General features: G+C 59.8%; 19 protein-coding genes. 10 read left to right on the forward strand and 9 right to left on the reverse strand.

All coding sequences use genetic code 11. The annotated features are described in order from the left end of the window. The first annotated feature begins 85 nt into the window (after window positions 1-85). On the forward strand, window positions 86-715 hold the full coding sequence (locus V3H56_RS13375) for a hydrolase (protein ID WP_338474748.1): 630 nt from the start codon (window positions 86-88) through the stop codon (window positions 713-715). A 182-nt stretch (window positions 716-897) separates the two neighbouring features. Here the strand turns inward: V3H56_RS13375 and V3H56_RS13380 are convergent, their stop codons facing one another. Continuing rightward, entirely contained in the window at window positions 898-1,992 is a 1,095-nt protein-coding gene (locus V3H56_RS13380; protein WP_212803799.1) for a GNAT family N-acetyltransferase/peptidase C39 family protein, read from the reverse strand. 94 nt (window positions 1,993-2,086) lie between these two features. Between V3H56_RS13380 and V3H56_RS13385 the strand changes: the two genes are divergently transcribed. The 3 genes from V3H56_RS13385 (at window position 2,087) to V3H56_RS13395 (ending at window position 5,010) form a co-directional block, all read left to right on the forward strand. Further along, complete coding sequence (locus tag V3H56_RS13385; protein ID WP_042729672.1) at window positions 2,087-3,667, forward strand: RimK family protein; 1,581 nt, start codon at window positions 2,087-2,089, stop codon at window positions 3,665-3,667. 3 nt (window positions 3,668-3,670) lie between these two features. Then, entirely contained in the window at window positions 3,671-4,582 is a 912-nt protein-coding gene (locus V3H56_RS13390; protein WP_123579026.1) for a magnesium transporter CorA family protein, read from the forward strand. Between the two features lie 113 nt (window positions 4,583-4,695). Further along, a complete protein-coding gene (locus tag V3H56_RS13395) occupies window positions 4,696-5,010 on the forward strand; it encodes a hypothetical protein (RefSeq protein WP_338474749.1) in 315 nt (104 codons plus the stop codon). Between the two features lie 49 nt (window positions 5,011-5,059). Here V3H56_RS13395 and V3H56_RS13400 read toward each other — a convergent pair whose 3' ends face one another. The 3 genes from V3H56_RS13400 to V3H56_RS13410 all read right to left on the reverse strand — a co-directional run bounded on the left by V3H56_RS13400 (window position 5,060) and on the right by V3H56_RS13410 (window position 9,409). Further along, a complete protein-coding gene (locus V3H56_RS13400; RefSeq protein ID WP_042729675.1) occupies window positions 5,060-6,724 on the reverse strand; it encodes a N,N-dimethylformamidase beta subunit family domain-containing protein in 1,665 nt (554 codons plus the stop codon). Between the two features lie 50 nt (window positions 6,725-6,774). Beyond that, window positions 6,775-8,100 carry an MFS transporter gene (locus V3H56_RS13405; RefSeq protein ID WP_042729676.1) on the reverse strand — a complete coding sequence of 442 codons (1,326 nt, stop codon included), beginning with the start codon at window positions 8,098-8,100 and terminating at the stop codon, window positions 6,775-6,777. 61 nt (window positions 8,101-8,161) lie between these two features. Next, window positions 8,162-9,409, reverse strand: coding sequence for an MFS transporter (locus tag V3H56_RS13410; protein WP_047738533.1), 1,248 nt, complete (start codon window positions 9,407-9,409; stop codon window positions 8,162-8,164). A gap of 96 nt (window positions 9,410-9,505) precedes the next feature. Here V3H56_RS13410 and V3H56_RS13415 point away from each other — a divergent pair, with 96 nt between their 5' ends. Continuing rightward, window positions 9,506-10,477, forward strand: a complete 972-nt coding sequence (locus tag V3H56_RS13415) for an AraC family transcriptional regulator (protein WP_338474750.1) — start codon at window positions 9,506-9,508, stop codon at window positions 10,475-10,477. Between the two features lie 545 nt (window positions 10,478-11,022). On the opposite strand, the gene V3H56_RS13420 is transcribed toward V3H56_RS13415, so the two are convergent. Next, entirely contained in the window at window positions 11,023-11,631 is a 609-nt protein-coding gene (locus V3H56_RS13420) for a TetR family transcriptional regulator (protein ID WP_042729679.1), read from the reverse strand. 124 nt (window positions 11,632-11,755) lie between these two features. On the opposite strand from V3H56_RS13420, the gene V3H56_RS13425 reads away from it, so the two are divergent. The 5 genes from V3H56_RS13425 (at window position 11,756) to V3H56_RS13445 (ending at window position 17,308) form a co-directional block, all read left to right on the forward strand. Beyond that, the gene (locus tag V3H56_RS13425; RefSeq protein WP_047738537.1) at window positions 11,756-12,838 is read left to right on the forward strand and encodes an alkene reductase; all 1,083 of its coding nucleotides are present in this window, start codon (window positions 11,756-11,758) and stop codon (window positions 12,836-12,838) included. 50 nt (window positions 12,839-12,888) lie between these two features. After that, complete coding sequence (locus V3H56_RS13430; RefSeq protein WP_042729681.1) at window positions 12,889-13,677, forward strand: SDR family oxidoreductase; 789 nt, start codon at window positions 12,889-12,891, stop codon at window positions 13,675-13,677. 119 nt (window positions 13,678-13,796) lie between these two features. Continuing rightward, window positions 13,797-14,798 (forward strand): NADP-dependent oxidoreductase, encoded by a 1,002-nt coding sequence (locus V3H56_RS13435; protein WP_047738539.1) that lies wholly within the window; start codon window positions 13,797-13,799, stop codon window positions 14,796-14,798. Window positions 14,799-14,975: 177 nt separating this feature from the next. Further along, window positions 14,976-16,601, forward strand: a complete 1,626-nt coding sequence (locus V3H56_RS13440) for a methyl-accepting chemotaxis protein (protein WP_042729683.1) — start codon at window positions 14,976-14,978, stop codon at window positions 16,599-16,601. A 71-nt stretch (window positions 16,602-16,672) separates the two neighbouring features. Further along, entirely contained in the window at window positions 16,673-17,308 is a 636-nt protein-coding gene (locus V3H56_RS13445; protein WP_047738541.1) for a LysE family translocator, read from the forward strand. Window positions 17,309-17,346: 38 nt separating this feature from the next. Here V3H56_RS13445 and V3H56_RS13450 read toward each other — a convergent pair whose 3' ends face one another. The 4 genes from V3H56_RS13450 to V3H56_RS13465 all read right to left on the reverse strand — a co-directional run bounded on the left by V3H56_RS13450 (window position 17,347) and on the right by V3H56_RS13465 (window position 21,624). Beyond that, on the reverse strand, window positions 17,347-19,236 hold the full coding sequence (locus tag V3H56_RS13450; protein ID WP_042729686.1) for a methyl-accepting chemotaxis protein: 1,890 nt from the start codon (window positions 19,234-19,236) through the stop codon (window positions 17,347-17,349). A gap of 144 nt (window positions 19,237-19,380) precedes the next feature. Continuing rightward, window positions 19,381-20,142, reverse strand: coding sequence for an ATP-binding cassette domain-containing protein (locus tag V3H56_RS13455; RefSeq protein WP_047738544.1), 762 nt, complete (start codon window positions 20,140-20,142; stop codon window positions 19,381-19,383). A gap of 46 nt (window positions 20,143-20,188) precedes the next feature. Next, window positions 20,189-20,899 (reverse strand): ABC transporter permease, encoded by a 711-nt coding sequence (locus V3H56_RS13460; RefSeq protein ID WP_042731168.1) that lies wholly within the window; start codon window positions 20,897-20,899, stop codon window positions 20,189-20,191. Further along, the gene (locus V3H56_RS13465; RefSeq protein ID WP_042731169.1) at window positions 20,896-21,624 is read right to left on the reverse strand and encodes an ABC transporter permease; all 729 of its coding nucleotides are present in this window, start codon (window positions 21,622-21,624) and stop codon (window positions 20,896-20,898) included. The genes V3H56_RS13460 and V3H56_RS13465 overlap by 4 nt, the downstream gene beginning before the upstream one ends. Between the last annotated feature and the right edge of the window lie 13 nt (window positions 21,625-21,637).

Raw genomic sequence — 21,637 nt, forward strand, 5'->3', positions numbered from 1 at the left:
CACAGCCAGTTCGCGATCGTTGCCTGATGCGTGTGATATCCAGCCGAAGCGAGCGCTTGGACCACCGTCATAATGAGGACCTGCCATGACGAGCGAAACGATCCGTAACCCCCACACCGACGCACTCCTGACGCCTGAGAACTCGGCGTTTATCCTTATCGACTACCAGCCGATTCAAGTGTCTTCGATCCGTTCCATGCCTCGCGACGAACTGGTGTTCAACATAACCAGCGTGGCCAAGGCGGCCGTTAACTTCAACCTCCCTATCATCCACTCCACCGTCAATGTCGGCACCGGTCGCAACCAGCCGCCTATTGAGCAGTTGCAAGACGTGCTCGGTCACTTGCCGACCTACGACCGCACCTCGATCAACAGCTGGGAAGACACCGAATTCAAGCAAGCGGTGAAAGCCTGTGGGCGTCGCAAATTGATCATGACTGCACTGTGGACTGAAGCCTGCCTGACCTTTCCGGTTCTCGACGCGATCCAGGAAGGTTTTGAGGTTTATGTCCCGATTGATGCGGTTGGGGGAACTTCCACGGCCGCGCATGAAGCCGCATTGCGTCGAATGGAACAGGCGGGCGCAAAAATGATCAGCCGCGTGCAGATGTACTGCGAACTGCAGCGCGACTGGGCGCGAGAGACGACCGTTGCGGGCTTCATGGGCGTCTTCGATAACTTCGACGGCTTCAACGCAGAAAAAGGAACCGTCTAGGCCCCGGCCTGCTGATGAATGAAGGTGGCACTCGGTGAGCGCGTCACCTTCATTCCCTGGCGTTGCCTCGTCGTGCGGTAAATATCAGCCAGGCAGCTTGTCTTGCGCAAACCATTCCCCTCTCAATTGCCCAGCACCTCCTCGTAAGAAGCGCGTAAAAATGTCGTCTTAGCCCATGCGCCTCATCGCGTTCGCAACAACACCGCGGCACGTACACGTTGGCGGCCAAAGGCGCTCATGCGCTGGAACTCGGTGTGGCTCACCGGCATGTGCTGGCAGTCCAGGCTGCCGCGTTGGCGGCTGTGGTCGACATCAGGGTCGTGCAGATAGACGAAGTCATCGTCGCAGCCGGTGATCACGATCCAGTGAGGAGCCTTCAGGCGGGTGAATCGATAGCTACTGATGAGCACCAACGGCTTGTAGCCCGCCAGCAAGGCTGCACGCACGTCCAGGCTGGCCGCGGTGATTTGCTCCACGCCCGTGTCGGCCAATGCTTCGGCGAAGCCCTCTTCTACCAACTGCATCACAGCTTTCTTTTCTGCACTGCGCACGCCGTCCAGAAACAGCGAGCCTGACTGGCTCAGGACCAAGCGAACGGCAAAGCCACGTCGCCAAGCCGCGAGCGCCAAGCCTTGAGGGCTGCAGCCACCGTGGCCGGCGGTCATGAAGATGGTGGTTGCTTCGCGCCAGAGTTGAATCTCTTCTTTGCGCTCAAGTGCACGTTGGTTGTCCAATGCCGCCATGGCCATCAACAGGCAGGCGGCGCCGCAGGTGAACTCTGTGGTTTGCGGGTAATACGGGACCCGTCGTGCGGGCGGTGGCGCGTCGCGCAGGATGCGCTTTTCATAGCGCAGTGCCTGGGCGTGATCCTCGTAGTAGTCCTCGACCAGCGCGAAGCGCCGGTAACCGTTGGCCTCATACAAGCGGATGGCGGCCGGATTATCAGGGCGTACTTCCAGGCGCAGCCAGGCGCAATTGCGCGCCAGTGCGCCGGCCTGGGCCTGCTCCAGCAATTGTTGCCCCAGCCCATGGCCCCGCCATGCAGGGCTGACCGCGATGGAGTAAAGACGCCCGAGCGATGTGCCGCGATGAAATAACAGCAGCGCATAACCGGCCAACTGCCCTCCCTGCTCGGCCAGGATCAGGCTGGCGTTGGCCCGATTGATCATCCAATGAAAATTGCGCGGGCTCAGGCGATCGAGCGCGAAGCACTGCTGCTCCAGAGCGGCCAGCGCATCGATATCGGGCATCGATGCAAAGCGAAAATCAAAAGGCATGGCAACACCGTAATGTTTGAGTAACGAACCGGGACAGGGCGAAAAACCCGTGATTTATTGAAGCGGCGTATTCTTCAACAGGGATCAATTACTCATGTCAGCGGTGCAAGCCAACAGGGCCGAAGTATTGGCCAAATCCGAACGTTGCACAATCACCCTCGACGATCAACCTCCCGGCAAGCAGCGTGGCGGCAGCCGACTGCTGATCGTGGTCGAGCGCAAGGAAGACTGGGCCAGCTACCTGCCCAGCGAGAGCCTGATGCTGGCCCAGGACTACCTGGAGCGCACCGATGAGGTCGCTGGCCGCACCCAGGTGATCAATCTGTGTCGCAGCTATAAATACCTGGGCCAAGGTTATTACTGCTCGCTGCTGGCCGAGGCCCGCGGGCACAAGGTCATACCGTCGGTACGCACGATCAGCGAGCTGTCGCGCAAGGCACTTTACGGCGTTGGGCTGGACGACCTGGAGCGCCCCCTTGAACGGGCCTTGGCTAACCATCCGTATGGCAGCACCGAAGCCTTCACGCTGAATCTTTACTTCGGCAAAACGCCCATCGAGCCCTTGCAAACCCTGGGACGGCAGCTTTTCGAGGCCTTCCCCTGCCCTGTTCTGCTGGTCGAGTTTCGCCGGGCCGAGACTTGGCAGATCGCCGGGATAAGGGCTGGCGCGCTGCATAAACTGCGTGACGAGCAGCAACATGTGTTCGCCGACGCCCTGGATGCATTCAATCGCCGCACCTGGCGTCAGCCAGATTCCAAGCGCGTGGCACGCTTTGACCTGGCGATCCTCCACGATCCCGCTGAAACGCTGCCGCCCTCCAATGCCGAAGCATTGAGTCGTTTCGTCGAAAACGGTAAAGCGCTGGGGATCGATGTGGAACTCATCGAAAAGAAGGACTATGCCCGCCTTGCCGAATTCGACGCGTTGTTCATCCGAGAGACTACTCGCGTGGATGACCATACGTACCGTTTCGCCAAAAAAGCAGAAGGCGAAGGCCTCGTGGTCATTGATGATCCTTCGTCCATCTTGCGCTGCACCAACAAGGTCTACCTGGCCGACCTGCTCAAGCGCCGCAAGCTGGGCATGCCGGCCACGGAAATCCTCTACAAGGATCGCCCTCAAGAGCTCGATCAGGTTGGGCTGCGGCTGGGTTTTCCGCTGGTTCTGAAAATTCCTGACGGCTGCTTTTCACGGGGCGTGATCAAGGTGGCCGATGCCAAGGCCCTAACCGCTGCGGCCCAGGAGCTGTTCGAGCATTCCGTCCTGCTGCTCGCTCAGGAGTACTGCTACACCGAATACGACTGGCGTATCGGCGTACTCAACGGTGAGGCGTTGTACGCCTGCCAATACTTCATGTCCAAAGGGCACTGGCAAATCTACAACCACAAGGCCGACGCCGGCGAAATCAACGGCAAGTGCCGCGCGGTGCCTGTACAGCAAGTGCCCGAAGCCGTGGTGAAGCTTGCGGTGGACACCGCCCGACTGATCGGCAACGGGCTCTACGGTGTCGACCTCAAGCAGGTCGGCGAGCGGGTGATGGTCATTGAAGTCAATGATAACCCCAACCTGGATGCCGGCACCGAGGACGCGGTGCTGGGCGATGAGTTGTACCGGCGGGTGCTGCTGGCTTTCGTCCAGCGCCTTGAGCTCAAGTATCGCGGCCAGGCGAACTGAACGATGATCGAAGGCTACCGCATCGAACAAGGCACCTTGTGCCAGGCCTCTGTCGATCGTGGGACGGTGTGGCTCAGCATCGCCCCGGACGACGGTGAACGCGCGTTCCTCCAGCAACGCCTGGGCATCAGTGCCCAGACGCTGGAATCGTCGCTCGACCCCGACGAAGTGGCGCGTATCGAAATCAAGCCCGACCACCTGTTTCTCATCTGGAAGCGCCCTGAAAGCTTCGATGGTCGGGTGTTCAACGTGTCGTCGTTCGGCGTGGTGCTCAGCGAGCAGCGGCTGGCGGTGATCTGCGCCAGCAACTCGCTGCTCAGTGGCCTCGACCAGGTCACTGAAATGAGCAGCCCGCTGGACGTACTCATGGCCTTGCTGGCCGAAAGCGTGCACCACTACCTCGGCCATTTGCGTGTGGTCAAGCAGGTCGCCCGGGAGCTGCAGCAACGGTTCACACGGCCCCTGGACAACGAGCATCTGATGCAGATGTACAGCCTGAGCGAGAGTCTGGTCTATTACGTCAACGCCATCCACAGCAACGGCGCCGTGCTCGGCCTGCTACGCAGCCATGGCCAGAAGCATGGCTTTGGCCCCGACCAGTTGGGGTCGCTGAATGACCTGATCATCGAGAACGAGCAAAGTTACCAGCAGGCCAGAATCCACGCCCAGGTGTTCGCCAACCTGATTGAAGCGCGCGGTAACCTGGCCAACAACGGCATGAACCTCGCCTTGCGCAACCTGACCTTGATCAATGTGGTGTTTCTGCCGCTGAATCTGATCGCCAGCATTGGAGGCATGTCCGAGTTCAGCATGATGACCGCCGGTACGCCCTGGTGGCTGTCCTTCCCCGCGTTGCTGGTGGGAATGGCCGTGCTCGGTATCGGCATGGCGATAGCGCTGCGGCGCATGGCCTGAATCTGGCGAGCACAGTGGGGTAGGACGGATGCACTGCGATAGCAGAGATGATACGCAAAGCCTCATTTACCCTATGATTGGCTCAGTCCAACCTCTACTAAGGTGCGTCTCGTTTGGCAACCCAACCTCTAACCGCCCGTGAGGCGTACCAAGTGCTGCGCGACATCGCTTTGGGCGTTCGCACCCTGCGCCGCTTGGATGAACAATCCTGGATGGACATTCACAGCGGTCCAATGACCGTTGAAGCAGATGGATGGGTCATCAGGTTCTACAACGATTGCGGGGCGCTTGACTATTGCGACAGCTGTTACAGCCCGGACGGTCGGGCGTACGTCTTCGACGCTCACCAGCAATTCGGCACCGACCCCGTAGAACTCTTGAGCACCTGGGAGTACGCCCAACTACAGAAACTTTTGACTGCCGCCTGAACAATAATCGTGGGTTCCCCCTCCTCCCCTGCCCCTCCCCTTTGAACAGCTATCCAGCACACGTTCTCCCCAGCAAAAACCGACTCAGCACGTTCCGGGTGATCATGACGGTATAGACATCACCCAGCACTAGCCCCTGCACCCATTCGCACGTCGCGGCGGTGAAAACTTCACCTTTGCCTTTTTGAAAATACACCACCATGCCAGTCCCGCGGCTATGCTCGCCGACGCTAGCATCGCTGAGGTCGGGCGCCAGCAACGCAGCACGAAACCGAGCGTCGCCATCCCCCAGCATGAACGAATACGCATCCTGGGGGCGGCCCTGCTCGGCGACGCTGGCCCAGCCCATGGCGAGGATCTGCAACCCTGGCGGAGCACCGTCGGTGCCAAGGGGTTCCGGCAGGCCTTTGACGAAGGTGTACTCAAGCCCGTCCACTTCGTAGCCAAAGAGGTTGGCCTCATCACCGAACATGTCCGCGTAACCCAGCCCCGTGCCGGCGAACGCCCAGTGCTGCGGCCTGAACACTGTGAAACCGCGCGGGCTGCGCCGGGCCATGCCGCCAAATGCGCCGTATATCCCTCGCAACGCGTTCACGCCGAACGTCTTGGCACCGGGACGACCCACCCGCGGATCTTCCCAGGCACCGGTTAGCCTGCCGGGATCGATGGCCGCCAAAGGGTCGAGTTCGGCGGCGTCATACTTGTAGGCCACTTGACGCAGCCCTCCGTTCTCCAGGCGAATCTGCCACATGAAATTGCCTGCAAAGCGGGCCACGTTGCCGCCACCCTCGACAAAGGCGTCGACGTGGTCGCGCATCTCTTGCGTCCAATATTCATCGTGCCCCACGAAGACAGCGCAGCCGTAGCCTTCCAGCGCGTGCGGGTCGTGATGCAAGTCATCCTGGGTCAGGATGTCCACCGTATAGCCCTGTTGCTCGGCCCACACCATGAAAAGCCGCTCGTAAGAGGCCCAGCCCGCCAACGCGTAATACTTGCTGAAGCCATTCAAGGCGGCCCACTCGATGAACTCATAACGCGCAGGGCCTGGCTTGCGAGGGCGAGAGGCATTGATCGAACGCGGCGCGTCCTCTGGCAGCCAGACCTGCCCACGCGCCCAGGGTCGTTGTGCCGACAACAGCGGTGAGCGCCCGCGCGGTGTGTCGGGGTGGATACCGAAGTAATGGTTGGCGCCTCCCCAGTCGTTGTAGGCGGCCCAAGTAGAGGTCGCCGCCACCAGCACCAGCGCGTCAGCGCGTTTGTGCGCCGCCTTGACGATGAACAAGTGATGCCCAAGCACGTGACCGGCGCCATCGTGCACCTCCACCACGTAGCCACCGGGCTCGGCGTCCGCTGGGATTGCCCAGTGCGCAAACACCGGCCATTGACACCCCTGCTCGTAGACACGTTCGGGCAGCGGATGGAAACCGGCAGCGAGAGCGCTGGTGTTGTGCACGGTGTGGGCAAGCGGCCCGTCCCGATAGATCCTCAGCGCTACTTGAGGGCTGTTTGAAGACAAGTGCAGATGCACCGTTTCACCCGGGCTGTAGGAGCGTCGGTCGGAGTAGCACCAGGCAGCCAGCGGTCCCGCCTCGGCAGGGACTTCGACCCAGATCTCCCTGGCGCCCTGGCGTGGGCCGGAAGTCTGGAGGGGGGTTACGCCGGCGCCGGGCCGTTCGCCGCGGGCGGCCGTGTGCTTCGATTCGGGTGGATTCATGGGGTTATCGCCTGTATTCAATGGTCTTTGCGGATCGACACGCGTGGCATTCATGGCTGGGACGCGACCGACCTTCCCGTGCTCGTGGTCATCCGGGCACCCGGCGCCTGGATATCGGCGAGATCGATACCCACCGTTTCCTCGATGAAGTAACCGGCCACCACCGTGAGCAGGCCCAGCCCCATCACGTAACCGATGTACAGGTAGCCAAGGTCGGCGCCGTTGAGATAGCTGTGCAGATAAGGGGCAGTGCCGCCAAAAACGGCCACCGAGACGGACGAGACGAAGCCGACACCCTGGGCACGCGCCTGGGTCGGCACCTGCTCCGACAAAACCGCCGGAAAGATCGCCGCAATCAGGGCCCAGGCGCTCAGCCCCAGCAGTTGGGCCAGGAACAGCGTATAGGGCTCGGTGGTGACCATGATCGACAGTGGGTAGGTCAGCAGCATCACGCAAATGCCCCAGGCAATGACCATGGGTTTGCGCCCTACCCGGTCAGACAATCTTCCGCATACCGGCAACCAGCACACGCAAATGATCTGCGCGAGCAGGCTCGCTACGTATGCGCCCGTCGCATCCATGCCTCGGGCAATGGCCGACGCGGCACCGAAGGTGACCCAGGCGTAATAGGTGACATTCGCGGCCGCCGCGAGCATCACGATGTTACGAGCAATGCGTAGCACCTCGCCCCTGGACAGCGTTCGCGACGCATGAGTCTGCCCTTGCTGTTGCTCGAACACATGGGATTCCTGCGCACTGCGGCGCAGGAACAATGCGTAGATGCCGAGCACCCCACCGATGGCGAATCCGATGCGCCAGCCATAGTCATTCATGGCTTCGGGCCCCAGCAGCCAGGTCAGTGCCGCCGCCACTGCGGTTGCTGCCATGACCCCCAACGTCACCCCGACATACACCGAACTGGACCATAATCCGCGGTGCTGGCTGGGCGCGATCTCGGCGACGTACGTATACGACACACCCGTTTCGCCGCCATGGGCGAGGCCTTGCATCAACCGAAAAAACAGCAAGCCTGCGGAGGCGTACAAGCCGACGTTTGAGTAAGCCGGGATGATCGCGATACCCAGGCTGCTGACCGCCAGGAGCAACATCGTGATCACCATGATGGTCCGGCGTCCGAGGCGGTCGCTCAGACGACCGAACAGCAGTCCGCCGATAGGCCGGGCGACGAAGCCGACCGCAAACACGGCAAGGGTCGCGAGCATCGCCGAGCGCGGATCCGTCTGGTCGAACAGATTGCGCGACAGGTAGACCGAGAACGTCGCGTACAACGTCCAGTCGAACCACTCGAGTGCATTGCCTATACCGGCCGCGCGCAACGAAGCGAGGCGTCCTTGATGGGACGTCGAATTATTCATGTCACTTCTCCAGATCATGGGTTCAGCAAGGGAGACGGGGGGATGCCCCGAAGGGGCTGGCTCAGAGGTGTAAAGCAGCCCCAGCCGCGGCACCTGGCGCGGGTGCCTCCACGCGCACACGCAGGGCGATCAGCAGCGCCGCCAGAAACATCAGCACCGCGGCCGCGATGAACACACCGTCGATGCCGCTGAAACTGAACATCACACCACCTCCGGCAGCGCCAGCGGCGATGGCGGACTGCACCGAAGCGACGACCATCCCGCCGGCACTTTCCGCCTGGTCCGGCACCGCGCGGGCAACCCAGTTCGACCACGCGACCGGCACACCGCCGAAGGCCATGCCCCAGACAGCCAACAACACCGCCTGCCCTGGCACAGACGCTGGCAAGATGACCAGGGCCAGGGCCGCGAGCCCTACCAGCATCGGCATCAGGACCAAAACGCCACGTGGATTGCGCTCAAGCAGCCAACCGGCCAGCAAGGTGCCGATGAAGTTCGCCACACCGAAACCGAGCAGCATCAGGGACAAGCCCAGCGGCCCTACTCCCGTGGTGCTTTCCAGGAACGGCCGGATATAGGTGAACAGGGCAAAGTGGCCGCTGTGCACCAATATGCAACCCAGCATGCCCAAGGCAATGCCCGGGCGCAGCAAGACCTCGAGTACGGTGCGCAGACGTGCGGGCCGTCGCGGTGCCAGAGGCGGCAAGGTGAGTGATTGGAAGACCAGCGTCACCGTGCCCACCGCCGCTGCCGCGATGAATGCGCTGCGCCAGCCGTATAGCTCGCCCAGGTAGCTACCCAGGGGAACCGCGACCACTGTTCCTACCGCGATGCCACTGAAGATGATGGACAGTGCACGAGGCAACAGCGCCGCCGGCACCAAGCGCATCGCCACGGCCGCCGCCATGCTCCAGAAACCACCCAAGGCGATACCCAGCAAGACCCGCATCACCAGCAGGACGGCCAGGCTCGAGGAAAAAGCGACCAACAGGTTGGACGCGATCATCAACATGGAAAACCCCAGCAAAACCCAGCGCCGGTCGATGGCGCGGGTCAGGCCCGGCACCAGCAAGCCGGCGAACAACGCCACCACCGCCGTCACGGTCACCGCCTGCCCGGCGAGGGCTTCTGAAACCCCCAACTGAGTCGCCATCGGCGTCAGCAGGCTGGCCGGTAGGTATTCGGCGGTCAGCAATCCGAATACCCCCATGGCCAGCGAAAACACGGCCATCCACGCCGGTGACGTCGGCGCCTCGTCTACCACCGCGTGACGGCTGTCGAACACGGCGTCACATACACATTTAGTCATTGCAGATCTCCACATTTCATCGCGACCCGCAGTCTAGGCGCGTGAAAATGGATGATCTATGATGCAGCGTCTCTATCTTTTGACCGAAACTCCGGAATGCCCATGTCCGATCCCGTTCCCCTTTCTTCCGATCTCATTGACGAGTTGCTGCGTGGCATGCGTCTGCGCGGCGTCCAGTACCGCCGCATCCAGACCGGACCTGATTTCGGCCTGGGTTTCGCGGCCCAACCTGGCCATGCCTGGTTCCATTTCGTTGCAGTCGGCAACGCCGTGCTTCGGATGGAGGATGGAACCTGCTTCGCGTTGTCTGCAGGGAACGCCGTGTTCATCTCCCATGGCGCCGCCCATCAGTTGCTCTCCGACGTTGACGTGCCCGTCCAGGACATCGACAGCCTGGACGCCGCGTCGCTTGGGGACACCGTCTGCGCGGTGGATGTCGGCGGCGAGTCCGACACCGCCTCTCCCACGATCATTTTCAACAGCTGCATGGCGTTCGAGCTGGGCAGCATTCACGGTCTTGGCAAACTGATGCCGGGCTTGATGGTGATCGACGCCGGGGGCCAGCGTTATCCGGGGCTGATGCCGATCCTGGCAACCATGGAGCGCGAGGTCAGCGCCGCCCGCATCGGTTTTGCCGGCATCCTCGCGCGGCTGGCCGATGTGGTGACCGCCATGATCGTTCGCGGATGGGTGGAGTGCGCCTGTGGCAACGCCTCGGGATTGGTCGCGGCCCTGCGCGATCCGCGCCTGGCCCGGGCACTGCTGGCCTTGCACCAGGACCCGGGGCGCGATTGGACCGTCGCGCAACTGGCGCAGCAATGCAACACCTCGCGCTCGGCATTCGCCGAGCGCTTCCACGCCACGCTTGGCATTGCGCCCTTGCGATATGCCACAGAATTGCGGATGAGGCTGGCAAGCCAGTGGCTGACGCTTGAGCGGCTCCCGATAGAAGAAGTAGCCCAGCGGCTGGGGTACACGTCGCAGGCGGCGTTCAGTCGCGCGTTCAAGCGCATCACCGGGCAGCCGCCGGGGATGAGTCGTCAAGGGCGGCGACTTGTGGGGGCTTGAAATGTTGGGTGATCGATATAGCCCATTGACTGTTTGCCTAAGCGCTCAGCTTGAGTCAGTGGGTGTTGTTCAGTTAATGCCCAAGTAATGAAGGGCCCCAGTGTTTCCTAATCCTGACCCCCACAGCCCGCAATTGCCTTTTACTTCGTAGTAATCAATTGCTGTGAGTAATTGTTTTTTTGTAAAGACATTCAATAGCTCCCTGGAAAAATCAGATCAGTCCAAATGTTACAAGAACGACAATTTGCTGCTCTCGAATACAGGTGTGGTCAGTATTTGCAGGTAATGAACGCTATATTCCTGGCAGCGAGTTCGCGACGTTCGCCGTTCTCGAAGTCTAGAATGCCTATCTGGAACGAGGCTATAGCACAAACGTGCTAAGGGGCGTTTGAAAGGATGCAGCGATCACCAGACTTATCCAGCAGATCGACTATTTGAAGAAACAGGCGAATCACCCGACAAAACAAAACCTTTTGTAACCATACAAACAAGGAAGGCCCACAGTTATGCCGGCCCGGCTTGCCGTTGCGGCAAGCCGATCACTTCTATGCGCCGGCCAGGTCCAGACGGCCCCCCTCTGGCTCAACCTCTCCTGCGGCCCTGAGGATTTCATCGCGACAAGCCGCGAGGATTTCATCGGCCAGCGGCGAATCGTCGGGACAGGCACGCGACAGGATAATTGCGCCCAACGAGTGAGCCATGATGGCAAGGTACTTTGCACGGGCATCGGCTAAGCCGGGCTCGTCCAGTTCCCCTGCTCCGTTGAGCAACACCGCCAACTGGGTCTCGATGCCTGCGGCAAAGGCGGCCTTGACTTCATCCTCTTTTCGAGCGGCATCAGCGCACAGGGCAGCCAAGGTGCATCCGGTCGCCCGGTCATCACGGTGCTCGCGAGACAAGTACGCGTTCACAAATTCGGGTACCGACGCCCCGGCCGTCAGCGCCGCGGATTGCGCTATACCGGAAGACGACGACTCCGCCATCAAATCGGCCTTGGATTTGAAGTGTTTGTAGAACCCGCCTTGGGTAAACCCGGCGGCAGCCATCAGTTCGGCAATACCGATGCCGTCGTAGCCGCGTTCTCGAAAAAGCGCGGAGGCGGTCTCGACGATGTGCGCCCGATTCGCCTGCGCCTGCTGCTTAGTGACTTTCATCGTTCATCCAACATGGCTTACACATGGCTGCAATATACATTGATGTCGACCGACATCAAAGTGTTGACATTTTAGAGTTCGACCATAATCATTGGAAGCACCTCCCCACCAGAAGCAGAAAGAAATGACCTCAAAAACGCTTTTCGAGCCCTATGCCCTGGGCGATCTGACGCTGGCTAACCGCATAGTGATGGCGCCGCTGACTCGCAACCGTGCCGGTGCCGGTCTGGTTCCCAACGAGCTGACAGCGACCTATTACGCGCAACGCGCCGCCGCAGGCCTGATCATTACCGAGGCCACGCAGATTTCCGCGCAGGCCCAGGGCTACCAGGACACCCCTGGGCTCTACACGGCTGAACAAATCGAGGGATGGCGCAAGGTCACGGAGGCCGTGCATGCACAAGGTGGTCGCATCTTCGTTCAACTTTGGCATGTGGGGCGTGTCTCCCACGTTGACCTGCAACCGGGCGGCGCAGCACCCGTCGCCCCTTCTGCGGTGCGCGCTCAGACCAAAACCTTTGTCAACAATGGCTTCGTCGACGTTTCAGAGCCTCGCGCTCTTGATTTGAGTGAGCTACCCGGCATCGTGAATGACTTCCGTCAGGCCGCGGCGAATGCGGTGCTCGCAGGTTTCGATGGTGTAGAGATTCACGGAGCCAACGGCTACCTGCTTGATCAGTTCATCAAAGACAGCGCCAACCAACGCACCGATGCGTACGGTGGAACAGTCGAAAACCGTGCGCGCCTTTTAATCGAAGTCGTTACCGCGGTAGCCGATGAGATCGGTGCAGGTCGCACTGGGGTGAGAGTTTCACCGGTATCGCCAGCCAACGACGTCGCCAGCAGCGATCCCCAAGCGCAATACGATTACATCGCTGACCAGCTCAGTGCCCTGGGTATTGCCTATCTGCACGTGGTCGAAGGTGCGACGGGTGGGCCGCGTGATATTGCCCCCTTCGACTACGCCTCATTGCGCCGCAGGTTCAAGCAAACCTACCTGGCCAATAACGGTTACGACCTGGAGTTCGCCAGCGCCACCCTCAACGAGGCCAAAGCGGACCTCTTTGCCTTCGGCCGGCCCTTTATCAGTAACCCGGATCTGGTTGAGCGGTTGAAAACCGGCGCGCCTCTGGCACCGTTAAACCCGGCAACACTCTACGGCGGCGGTGCACAAGGCTACACCGACTACCCGACATTCGCCGGTTGAAGCTTCGTCCTTTCTCTCTCTTGCCAGAATCTTTTAATCAGGAAATGCAAATGAACACACTTGCGACTGTCCTTATTACCGGCGCTTCAACAGGCATCGGCGCCACTTATGCCAAACGTTTTGCTCGTCGCGGGCATGACCTCGTACTGGTGGCCCGCGACAAAGTCCGCCTCGATGCCTTGGCCGCTCAGTTGCGTGGAGAGTACGGCGTTGCTGTCGAGGTGCATCAAGCCGACCTGACCGACACGGCAGACCTGGCGGCGATTGAAGCTCGTCTGCGCGAGGACGAACGTATTGGCGTGTTGATCAACAATGCGGGCGTGGCCCAATCCGGTGGGTTCGTTCAGCAGAGCGCCGAAAGTATCGAAAAGCTTATCTCACTCAATATTGTCGCCCTTACCCGCCTGGCCGCGGCGGCGGCCCCCCGTTTCGCGCAGTCAGGTGAAGGGGCGATCGTCAACCTCGGCTCGGTGGTAGGTTTGGCGCCCGAGTTCGGCATGACGGTATACGGGGCGACTAAAGCGTTTGTGCTGTTTCTCTCCCAGGGCCTGAATCTGGAGTTGTCGCCTAAGGGCGTATACGTCCAGGCCGTATTACCGGCTGCCACTCGTACAGAAATCTGGGAGCGTGCCGGGATCGATCTCAATGCAATCCCGGAAATGATGGATGTCGAGGAGTTGGTCGATGCTGCCTTGTTGGGCTTTGATCGTCGGGAACTGGTCACTATCCCGCCGCTGCATGCAGAAGCCCGATGGGAGATTCTGGACCAGGCCCGGCTAGGGTTGATATCCGATATTCGTCAAGCTAACGCCGCCGAGCGCTATCAAACCAAGGCCTGACCGGTGTCTTAGTGGCGTTCTCTTTGAGCAAATGCTCCCAACGGCTGTTGCCGTAGGGAGCATTGAGCAAACACGTACCAACCCCTGACATTCCTCAAATATCTCGGAACCAGATCAATATGAAAGCGCTGACCTTCAAACGTTATGGCAAGTCGCCTGATGTCGGGTTCACGCAGGTCACTCGCCCCACAATCAAACCCGATGAATTATTGGTTGAAGTTCACGCGGCAGGTTTGAACCCGATTGACAACATGATCCCCACAGGAACATTCAAGCCCGTCCTGAAATTCGACTTGCCCGCCACTTTGGGCAGTGACCTTGCCGGCATCGTGATAGAGGTCGGCAGCGCGGTGACTCGCTTCAAGGTGGGTGATGCCATCTTTGCCAGCCTATTTGACCTCGGAAGAGGTTCGATTGCCGAGTTTGCAGCCGTGCCGGAAAGTGCTGCAGCGGCAAAACCCGACAATTTGGATTTTGTCCAGGCAGCCGCCCTCCCCATGGTCGGCCTGACCGCCTGGCAGGCCCTGAAAGAGCGCGCCAACCTTAAAACCGGGCAGAAAGTGTTCATACCCGCCGGCTCAGGAGGAATCGGTACCTTCGCGATTCAGCTGGCCAAACATTTCGGGGCCGAGGTAGGTACGTCTACCAGCACTGGAAATGTCCAGATGGTTCGCCGTTTGGGTGCAGATGAAGTGATCGATTATAAAAAACAGGCATTTGAACAGGTGTTGAGTTCATATGACCTGGTCCTAGGCACCATCAGAGGCGATGCCGTTGAAAAGTCGGTGGGTATACTCAAGCCAGGCGGCCAGATCATTTCCCTCATCGGTCCACTGGACAAAGCCTTCGCAAAAGCGCGTTGCATGAATGTCTTCTTCACCATTGTGTTCAGCTTGATGAGTCGCAAGATCATGCAGTTGGCGAGAAAACACAATGTGAACTATTCGTTCCTGTTCGTCCGACCGGATGGGGCTCAACTCGATGAGATTGGCAACCTGATCAAAAATCGGCGCGTCCAGCCCGTCATTGACAAGGTCTTCCCTTTCGAACAAGCCCAGCAGGGCCTTGAGTACCTGGCTCAAGGGCACGCGAGGGGCAAGGTCGTCGTAAAGGTCAAATGATGGTGCGAGTGAGAGAGTCGAGGCTCATCTGAATGCCCCCCTCTCTCCAGTTGTCCCATCGTTCTCAAAAAAACCACATACAGCTCACAGAATTTTCATCCGCTTTGGCCAACTCTGTAATGGCTGGCAAAGGGCCAGCTCCGCAAGGCGTTACGTAACGCGCCACTGGAGCCAAACATGAATCTGAGATCCCTCAATATCGCGCGCAGAGCTGCATTCTGCTTCGGTGCAATCACGTTGCTGCTGATCGGGCTGGGAGGATTCTCCTACGTTCAAATCGACCACTTGCGTGCTGCGGAACAAAACATAGAAGAGAATTCGCTGCCCAGCGTTCAAGTGGTCGATGACATCCAAATAGCGCTTCTACACGCACGCCTCGAAAGCATCCGGATGCTCGCCAGCACAGATCCCTCAGTCAAAAGCGCGTCGCAAGCCAAAGTGCGACAAGCCATGGATACGTTGCAGTCGCGCAGTGAGTTCTATCGGCAGAACCTGATCTCCGACGAAAAGGACCGCGCCAAGTTCGATGACGCTCACAGCGCGATGAACACCTACATCGAGGGGTTGAAGCAAGTCATTGAAATGGACACCGCTGACCATGACAAAGCGGTTGCTTTCGCCAACTCGGAGCAGGCCAATCGCGCCAGCGCTTATCAGGAAAAGCTGACGCTGATGCGTGAGCTCAATACCAAAGCGGCGGAGCAATCGGGCGCCGTGGCAACGGCCGTGTACAACCATAGCGTCAACGTCCTGCTGATCGTCGTGGTCGTAGCGCTGGTACTGACGGTAATCCTCGCTATCGCCTTGACCCGCAGCATTGTCGAGCCGATCAACACATCGCTGAAACTGGCTGAAGACATTGCCGAAGGCGACCTGACCCGGCAGCTTGAAGTCACCGGGAAGGATGAAGCGTCCCGCTTGATGCAGGCGCTGAACGTCATGTCGCAGAGGCTGCGGCGAACGGTACTGGAAATCGCCGGTGCGTCTACGCAACTGAGCACCGCTGCCGTCGAAATGACGTCCATCACTGAAGACGCTGACCGAACCTTGCAACAACAGAACAGCGAAATCGAACAAGCCGCCACGGCCGTCAACGAGATGAGCGCGGCGGTTGAAGAAGTGGCCCGCAACGCGACGTCCACCTCCCAGGCCGCGCAACAATCGAGTCTGTCGGCAGACCTGGGCAACGAACGTGTCACTGAAACCCTGGCGGCCATGCGCAGCCTGACGAGCCTGGTGGAAGGTTCATCCGCGCAGGTGCTGGCCCTGGCCGGCCAGGCCCAGGACATCAGCAAAGTGCTGAGCGTGATCAGGGGCATCGCCGAGCAGACCAATCTTCTGGCCCTCAACGCCGCCATCGAAGCGGCGCGAGCCGGCGAACAAGGTCGAGGCTTCGCAGTGGTGGCCGACGAAGTGCGGGCCTTGGCACACCGTACGCAAACCTCCACCCAGGAAATCGAACAGATGATCTCGGCGATACAGGCCGGCTCTTCTGCCACCGTGGAGTCGATGCAAAAGAGCACGCAGGAGGTGCACAGCACCCGGAAAACGGCGGAAGACGCCGGGCAATCCTTGCAACAGATCACCCATGCGGTACTGGAAATCAATGAACGCAACCTGCAAATCGCCACGGCGTCCGAGCAACAGGCGCATGTGGCACGGGATGTGGATCGAAGCCTGGTGAGCATTCGCGATCTGGCAGCGCAAAGCAGCGAGGGCACCCGTCAAACGCTCATCGCCAGCAACGAGCTGTCGCACCTCGCTGTGAACCTGAACAATCTGGTGCTGCGTTTCAAGACCTGACTGTCCTAGCGTGGTGACGTTCAGCGTCCGAACACTTAAGCTGTCTGGCAGACAACGTTCAAGGAATGCACATGTCAGTTGATTTCCACCACCTGCTGCTCGTCTTCACTGCCTACATTGTCGGTGCGGCCAGCCCCGGTCCGAGCAATATGCGGATCATGGGGGTGGCCATGCATCAGGGCCGGCAGCCGGCGCTGATGCTCGCCGCCGGGGTCATCAGTGGTTCTTTTTTCTGGGGATCGATGGCCGCTACCGGCGTGTCGGCCATCCTGACCCAGTTCGCGCAGGCACTCTTCGCGCTCAAGCTGATCGGTGGGCTTTACCTGCTGTTTCTTGCCGTCAAGGCTGGGCGCTCTGCCCTGACGCCCGATGAGCGGCTGGAAAAGGAATTGGCGGCCGCACCAGCGGTGTCGGGTTTCGATCTCTATCGGCGCGGCTTGCTGATGCACCTGACCAACCCGAAGGCCTTGCTGGGTTGGATGGCGACAATGACGCTGGGACTGGGGCCGCAGTCCACGCCTGAAACGGTGGTGATCATCCTGGCGGGCTGTGCCGTGCTGAGCATCACCATTTTCTGTGGCTATGCGGTCGTTTTCTCCACGGCACCGATGATTCGGGGCTATCGCCGGGCACGTCGCTGGATCGAAGGCACGCTTGGACTGGTGTTTGGCGCGGCAGGCCTGAAATTGTTGTTTTCTCGCCCGTGATTCAAGGCCAGCCCTCGCGGCTGGCCATGGTTTTTGACCTACGTTCGAAAGCCGTCCACCCACTGCTTGAGCCGCGTGGCTTGTCGCTCAAGGTCGTCACACGCCTGCAGCGTGGCCTGGAGGTTTTGCACGCCTTCCTCGTTGAGGGTCTTGATCTGGGTGATGTCCACGTTCAACGAATCAATGACCGACGTCTGTTCCTCCGTTGCAGCCGCCACCGACTGATTGATCCCGTCGATTTGGCCAATGCCATCCGTCACGCTGCTCAACCGCTCGCCAGCCTGGTAGGCGATCATCACGCCATCCTTACTGTAGCGCTCGCTTTCGCTCATGGTCTGAACCGCTGCACGTGCGCCTACCTGAAGCTCTTCGATCATCGTATGGATTTCCTGGGCTGACGTCTGGGTGCGATAGGCCAGGCTGCGCACTTCGTCCGCTACCACGGCAAAACCACGCCCCGCCTCGCCCGCCCGCGCCGCCTCAATCGCGGCATTGAGCGCCAGCAGGTTGGTCTGTTCGGAAATGCCTTTGATGACTTCAAGGATCCGTCCGATGTTCTCCGTCTTGCCATTCAGCGCTTCTATATTGCTGCACGACAGGCGGATCTTTCCGGACAACTCGTCCATGGCATGGATCGTCCGGGTCACGATCTGTCGCCCGCCTTCAGCCTGAACACGGGCATCCGACGCCTGGTGAGACGCAATCCCCGCATTGCGTGCAATTTCCTGGGCGGCCGCCCCCAGCTCGTTTATCGCCGCCGCGATGCTGTGGGTGCGATTGGCCTGTTCGTCCGAGTTCGCCATGGAAGCGCTGGAGGTCTGCATCACGCGCCTGGCCACCTCATTGACATGTGTGGTGGCAGAAGAGACTTCTCGTATCGAGTGCTGGATACGCTCCACGAATAGATTGAAGTCGCCGGCCAGGGTTCCGAACTCATCCTTGGAGTGCACATCCAGTCGACGGGTAAGGTCGCCCTCCCCCTGGGCGATATCCCGCATGGCTTTGCCCATCAGCCTCAAGGGCTGCATCAGCACGCGAATCAGGATGCCCAGCAGGAGCAGCGTGAGTGCCACGGCGATGACCATGGCCAGAATCGCCGAGGCGCGAAAATCGCCCAGCGCCTCATAGGCTTTGTCCTTGTCGATGGACAAGCCGACGTACCAGTTCACCGAAGGCAACCCCTTGATCGCCGAAAACATCAGGATCCGAGGTTTTCCTTCCTGTTCTGTCTCACTGATGTGCGTACTGAGTGTCGGCGTCTTCTGGGGATAGATATCGCTCAGCTGTTTCATCACCTGACCCTTGTCCGGGTGAACCAATACCTTGCCATCAGCGTTGACCAGGAAGGCATAGCCGATGCCGCCTAGATCGAGTGAGCTGACGATGTTGGCCATGGTTTCGAGCGTCAGGTCGCCGCCTACCACCCCAAGCGCCTGACCGCCATGGCTGACCGGCGTGGCGATGGTCATCATCAGTTGCCCCGTCGTTACATCCAGGTAGGGCTCGGTCAAGGTGGTTCCCCCGGCAGCCATCGCGTCGATGTACCAGGGGCGCGTGCGCGGGTCGTAGTCAGCGGGCAAATCGTCCTTGGGGCGAATGGCGAAACCGCCGTCGCGACGGCCCAGATAAGTGAAGGTGAATGTCGACAGCAATGATTTCTGCTCCAGCAGCCGTGTGACGCTCTCCGGTGCGGGATCGTTGGCTAGCGTCTGGGCAACATGATCAACCAGCAGTAGGCGCCCCGAAAGCCAGGCCTGCACGCTAGCGGCGGTGATCTGGCTCATTTCTTCCAAGTGGTTTTCCAGGTTCGTGCGGATGGTTCTGCGCTGGATCGAGTCGTTGTACAGCGTAAAGAGGGAAAATGCCGCGACCACCACGAGCGATGCCGCAAGCAAGACCTTATGACTGAACTTCAGGTTGGCAATCATCATGTTGTATCCGAAGGCCGAGAGTGTTGTCGTTGTTATTCGGTGCCCAAGATGCGTCGATGAGTGCTTGATGACGGCCACACCGTGGTAGGCCGTCAGCCTCTCGAATGCCCGCAGACTCGTATGCCTAAGGTTTTTAGCGTTTCACTTCAACCCATTGGACAAGAATTGCTGCAGGCGCTCGCTTCGAGGGTTATCCAGGATTTCAGGCCCGCCCTGCTCTTCCACGAGCCCCTGGTGGAGAAACAGCAACTGGTTGGAGACCTTTCGCGCAAAGCCCATTTCATGGGTCACCATGATCATCGTCCGGCCCTCTTCAGCCAGCCCCTGGATGACTTTCAACACCTCGCCCACGACCTCGGGGTCGAGTGCCGATGTGGGCTCGTCGAACAACATGACCTCAGGTTCCATGGCGAGGGCCCGGGCGATCGCCACCCGTTGTTGCTGCCCTCCGGAAAGAAATGCCGGGAACTGATCGGCGACCCGGGCCGGCAGTCCGACTTTCTCCAGGTACCGGCGGGCCCGCTCTTGCGCGTCTTTCTTGCTGACCCCCAGCACCCGCCGCGGGGCAATGGTGATGTTGTCCAGCACGGTCATGTGCCCCCACAGGTTGAAATGCTGGAACACCATGGCCAGGCGCGTGCGCAGTTGTTGCAGTTCGCGATCGTCCTGCACCTGCAAGCCCGCCGGGCCCTTGATCATGCGGATCGGCTTGCCGTCCAGGCTCATGGTTCCGTCATTGGGGGTTTCGAGAAAGTTGATACAGCGCAGGAACGTGCTCTTTCCCGAACCACTGGCGCCGATCAAGCTGATGACATCACCCGTCTTGGCTTGCAGGGAAACGCCCTTGAGCACTTCATGGTTACCGTAGTGTTTGTACAGACCTTCAACCGTCAATTTGTACATGTTCGCAATCATCCTCTAACGCGGATTGGGATTGGCCCTATCGGGCTCAGTGAGTCGGCCCTAAAAAAGCCAGCCAATGACGTTCGGCCATTCTGAACACGCCAACCAATGCAAAAGTCACCGCCAGGTAAATCGCTGCAGCCATCCCAAACGATTGAAAGGTCAGGAAAGTCGCCGAGTTTGCATCACGGGCGACTTTGAGAATGTCTGGCACCGTTGCGGTGAAGGCCACGGTTGTCGAATGAAGCATCAGGATCACTTCGTTGCTGTAGTACGGCAGTGAACGACGCAAGGCGCACGGCATGATCACGAATGCATAGAGTTTCCAACCTGAGAGGCCATACGCTTTTGCCGCTTCAATTTCTCCATGGGGGATGTTGCGAATGGCGCCGGCGAATATCTCCGTGGTGTAGGCGCAGGTGTTAAGGGCGAAGGCCAGAATGGTGCAGTTCATCGCGTCACGGAAAAACGCGTCCAGCAGTGGCTGGGACCGTATGGCCGCCAGGCTATAGACCCCGGTGTAGCAGATCAGCAGTTGGATATAGAGCGGCGTCCCCCTGAACAGGTAGGTGTAGAACTGCACCGGCCAACGTACGTAGAACCTGGGCGATACACGAGCGATGGACAGAGGGATCGAGGCGATAAAGCCAATGAGCAATGAAGCGCTGAGCAGCCACAATGTCATGGCCAGGCCGGTCACCTGCTGGCCATCGCTGTAGACGAAAGGCTTCCAGTACTCTTGCAGTAACTCGATCATCGTACCGCCTCCCGTGAACCCGCCGCGTAGTGCCTTTCGAGAATGCGCAGGATGACATTGGAAACGCTGGTGATGACCAGGTACGTGAGGGCGGCCAGCACCAGGAAAAAGAACAGCTGATAAGTACTCTTTCCCGCATCCTGGGCCGCTTTCACCAAGTCAGCCAGGCCGATGATCGAGACCAGTGCTGTGGCTTTAAGGATCACCATCCAGTTATTGCCAAGTCCCGGTAGGGCGAACCGCATCATTTGCGGGAACACTACGAAGCGAAAGCGCTGCGCACGACTCAAGCCATAGGCTGTCGCCGCTTCGACCTGCCCACGGGGTACCGCCAGCATGGCACCGCGAAAAGTTTCGGTGAAATAAGCGCCGTAGATAAACCCGAGGGTGATGATCCCGGCGACAAAGGGATTGATTTCGATGTACTCCCAATCCAGCGCCCCTGTGATGACGGTCAGCCAGGTTTGCAGGCTGTAGAAAATCAGCAGCATCAGGACCAGGTCCGGGACCCCACGGATCAGTGTGGTGTAGAGCTGCGCCGGCAAACGCAGCAGCTTGAGGCCGGAAAGCTTGGCGCCGGCCCCCATCAGCCCGAGCAATACGCTGAGCGCCAAGGAAGACAGGGACAACTTGACGGTCATCCAGGCGCCGTCCAGCAGCAAGGGGCCGAACCCCTGCAAACTGAATGCGGAGAGCCCGAGTGCGCCTAACAGTGTTTCGAACATGATCAACAACCTA

Origin of the sequence: Pseudomonas sp. MS646 (genome assembly GCF_036693845.1) — a bacterium.
GTDB classification, from domain to species: domain Bacteria; phylum Pseudomonadota; class Gammaproteobacteria; order Pseudomonadales; family Pseudomonadaceae; genus Aquipseudomonas; species Aquipseudomonas chlororaphis_E.

Bases quoted from the DNA above. Each gene is read 5' to 3' on its own strand.
- V3H56_RS13460 (WP_042731168.1), bottom strand. From the start codon at position 20,899: ATGATCGAGTTACTGCAAGAGTACTGGAAGCCTTTCGTCTACAGCGAT.
- V3H56_RS13385 (WP_042729672.1), top strand. From the start codon at position 2,087: ATGTCAGCGGTGCAAGCCAACAGGGCCGAAGTATTGGCCAAATCCGAA.
- V3H56_RS13465 (WP_042731169.1), bottom strand. From the start codon at position 21,624: ATGTTCGAAACACTGTTAGGCGCACTCGGGCTCTCCGCATTCAGTTTG.
- V3H56_RS13410 (WP_047738533.1), bottom strand. From the start codon at position 9,409: ATGACTAAATGTGTATGTGACGCCGTGTTCGACAGCCGTCACGCGGTG.
- V3H56_RS13400 (WP_042729675.1), bottom strand. From the start codon at position 6,724: ATGAATCCACCCGAATCGAAGCACACGGCCGCCCGCGGCGAACGGCCC.
- V3H56_RS13440 (WP_042729683.1), top strand. From the start codon at position 14,976: ATGAATCTGAGATCCCTCAATATCGCGCGCAGAGCTGCATTCTGCTTC.
- V3H56_RS13445 (WP_047738541.1), top strand. From the start codon at position 16,673: ATGTCAGTTGATTTCCACCACCTGCTGCTCGTCTTCACTGCCTACATT.
- V3H56_RS13415 (WP_338474750.1), top strand. From the start codon at position 9,506: ATGCCCATGTCCGATCCCGTTCCCCTTTCTTCCGATCTCATTGACGAG.
- V3H56_RS13390 (WP_123579026.1), top strand. From the start codon at position 3,671: ATGATCGAAGGCTACCGCATCGAACAAGGCACCTTGTGCCAGGCCTCT.
- V3H56_RS13420 (WP_042729679.1), bottom strand. From the start codon at position 11,631: ATGAAAGTCACTAAGCAGCAGGCGCAGGCGAATCGGGCGCACATCGTC.
- V3H56_RS13455 (WP_047738544.1), bottom strand. From the start codon at position 20,142: ATGTACAAATTGACGGTTGAAGGTCTGTACAAACACTACGGTAACCAT.
- V3H56_RS13450 (WP_042729686.1), bottom strand. From the start codon at position 19,236: ATGATTGCCAACCTGAAGTTCAGTCATAAGGTCTTGCTTGCGGCATCG.
- V3H56_RS13405 (WP_042729676.1), bottom strand. From the start codon at position 8,100: ATGAATAATTCGACGTCCCATCAAGGACGCCTCGCTTCGTTGCGCGCG.
- V3H56_RS13375 (WP_338474748.1), top strand. From the start codon at position 86: ATGACGAGCGAAACGATCCGTAACCCCCACACCGACGCACTCCTGACG.
- V3H56_RS13425 (WP_047738537.1), top strand. From the start codon at position 11,756: ATGACCTCAAAAACGCTTTTCGAGCCCTATGCCCTGGGCGATCTGACG.
- V3H56_RS13435 (WP_047738539.1), top strand. From the start codon at position 13,797: ATGAAAGCGCTGACCTTCAAACGTTATGGCAAGTCGCCTGATGTCGGG.
- V3H56_RS13380 (WP_212803799.1), bottom strand. From the start codon at position 1,992: ATGCCTTTTGATTTTCGCTTTGCATCGATGCCCGATATCGATGCGCTG.
- V3H56_RS13430 (WP_042729681.1), top strand. From the start codon at position 12,889: ATGAACACACTTGCGACTGTCCTTATTACCGGCGCTTCAACAGGCATC.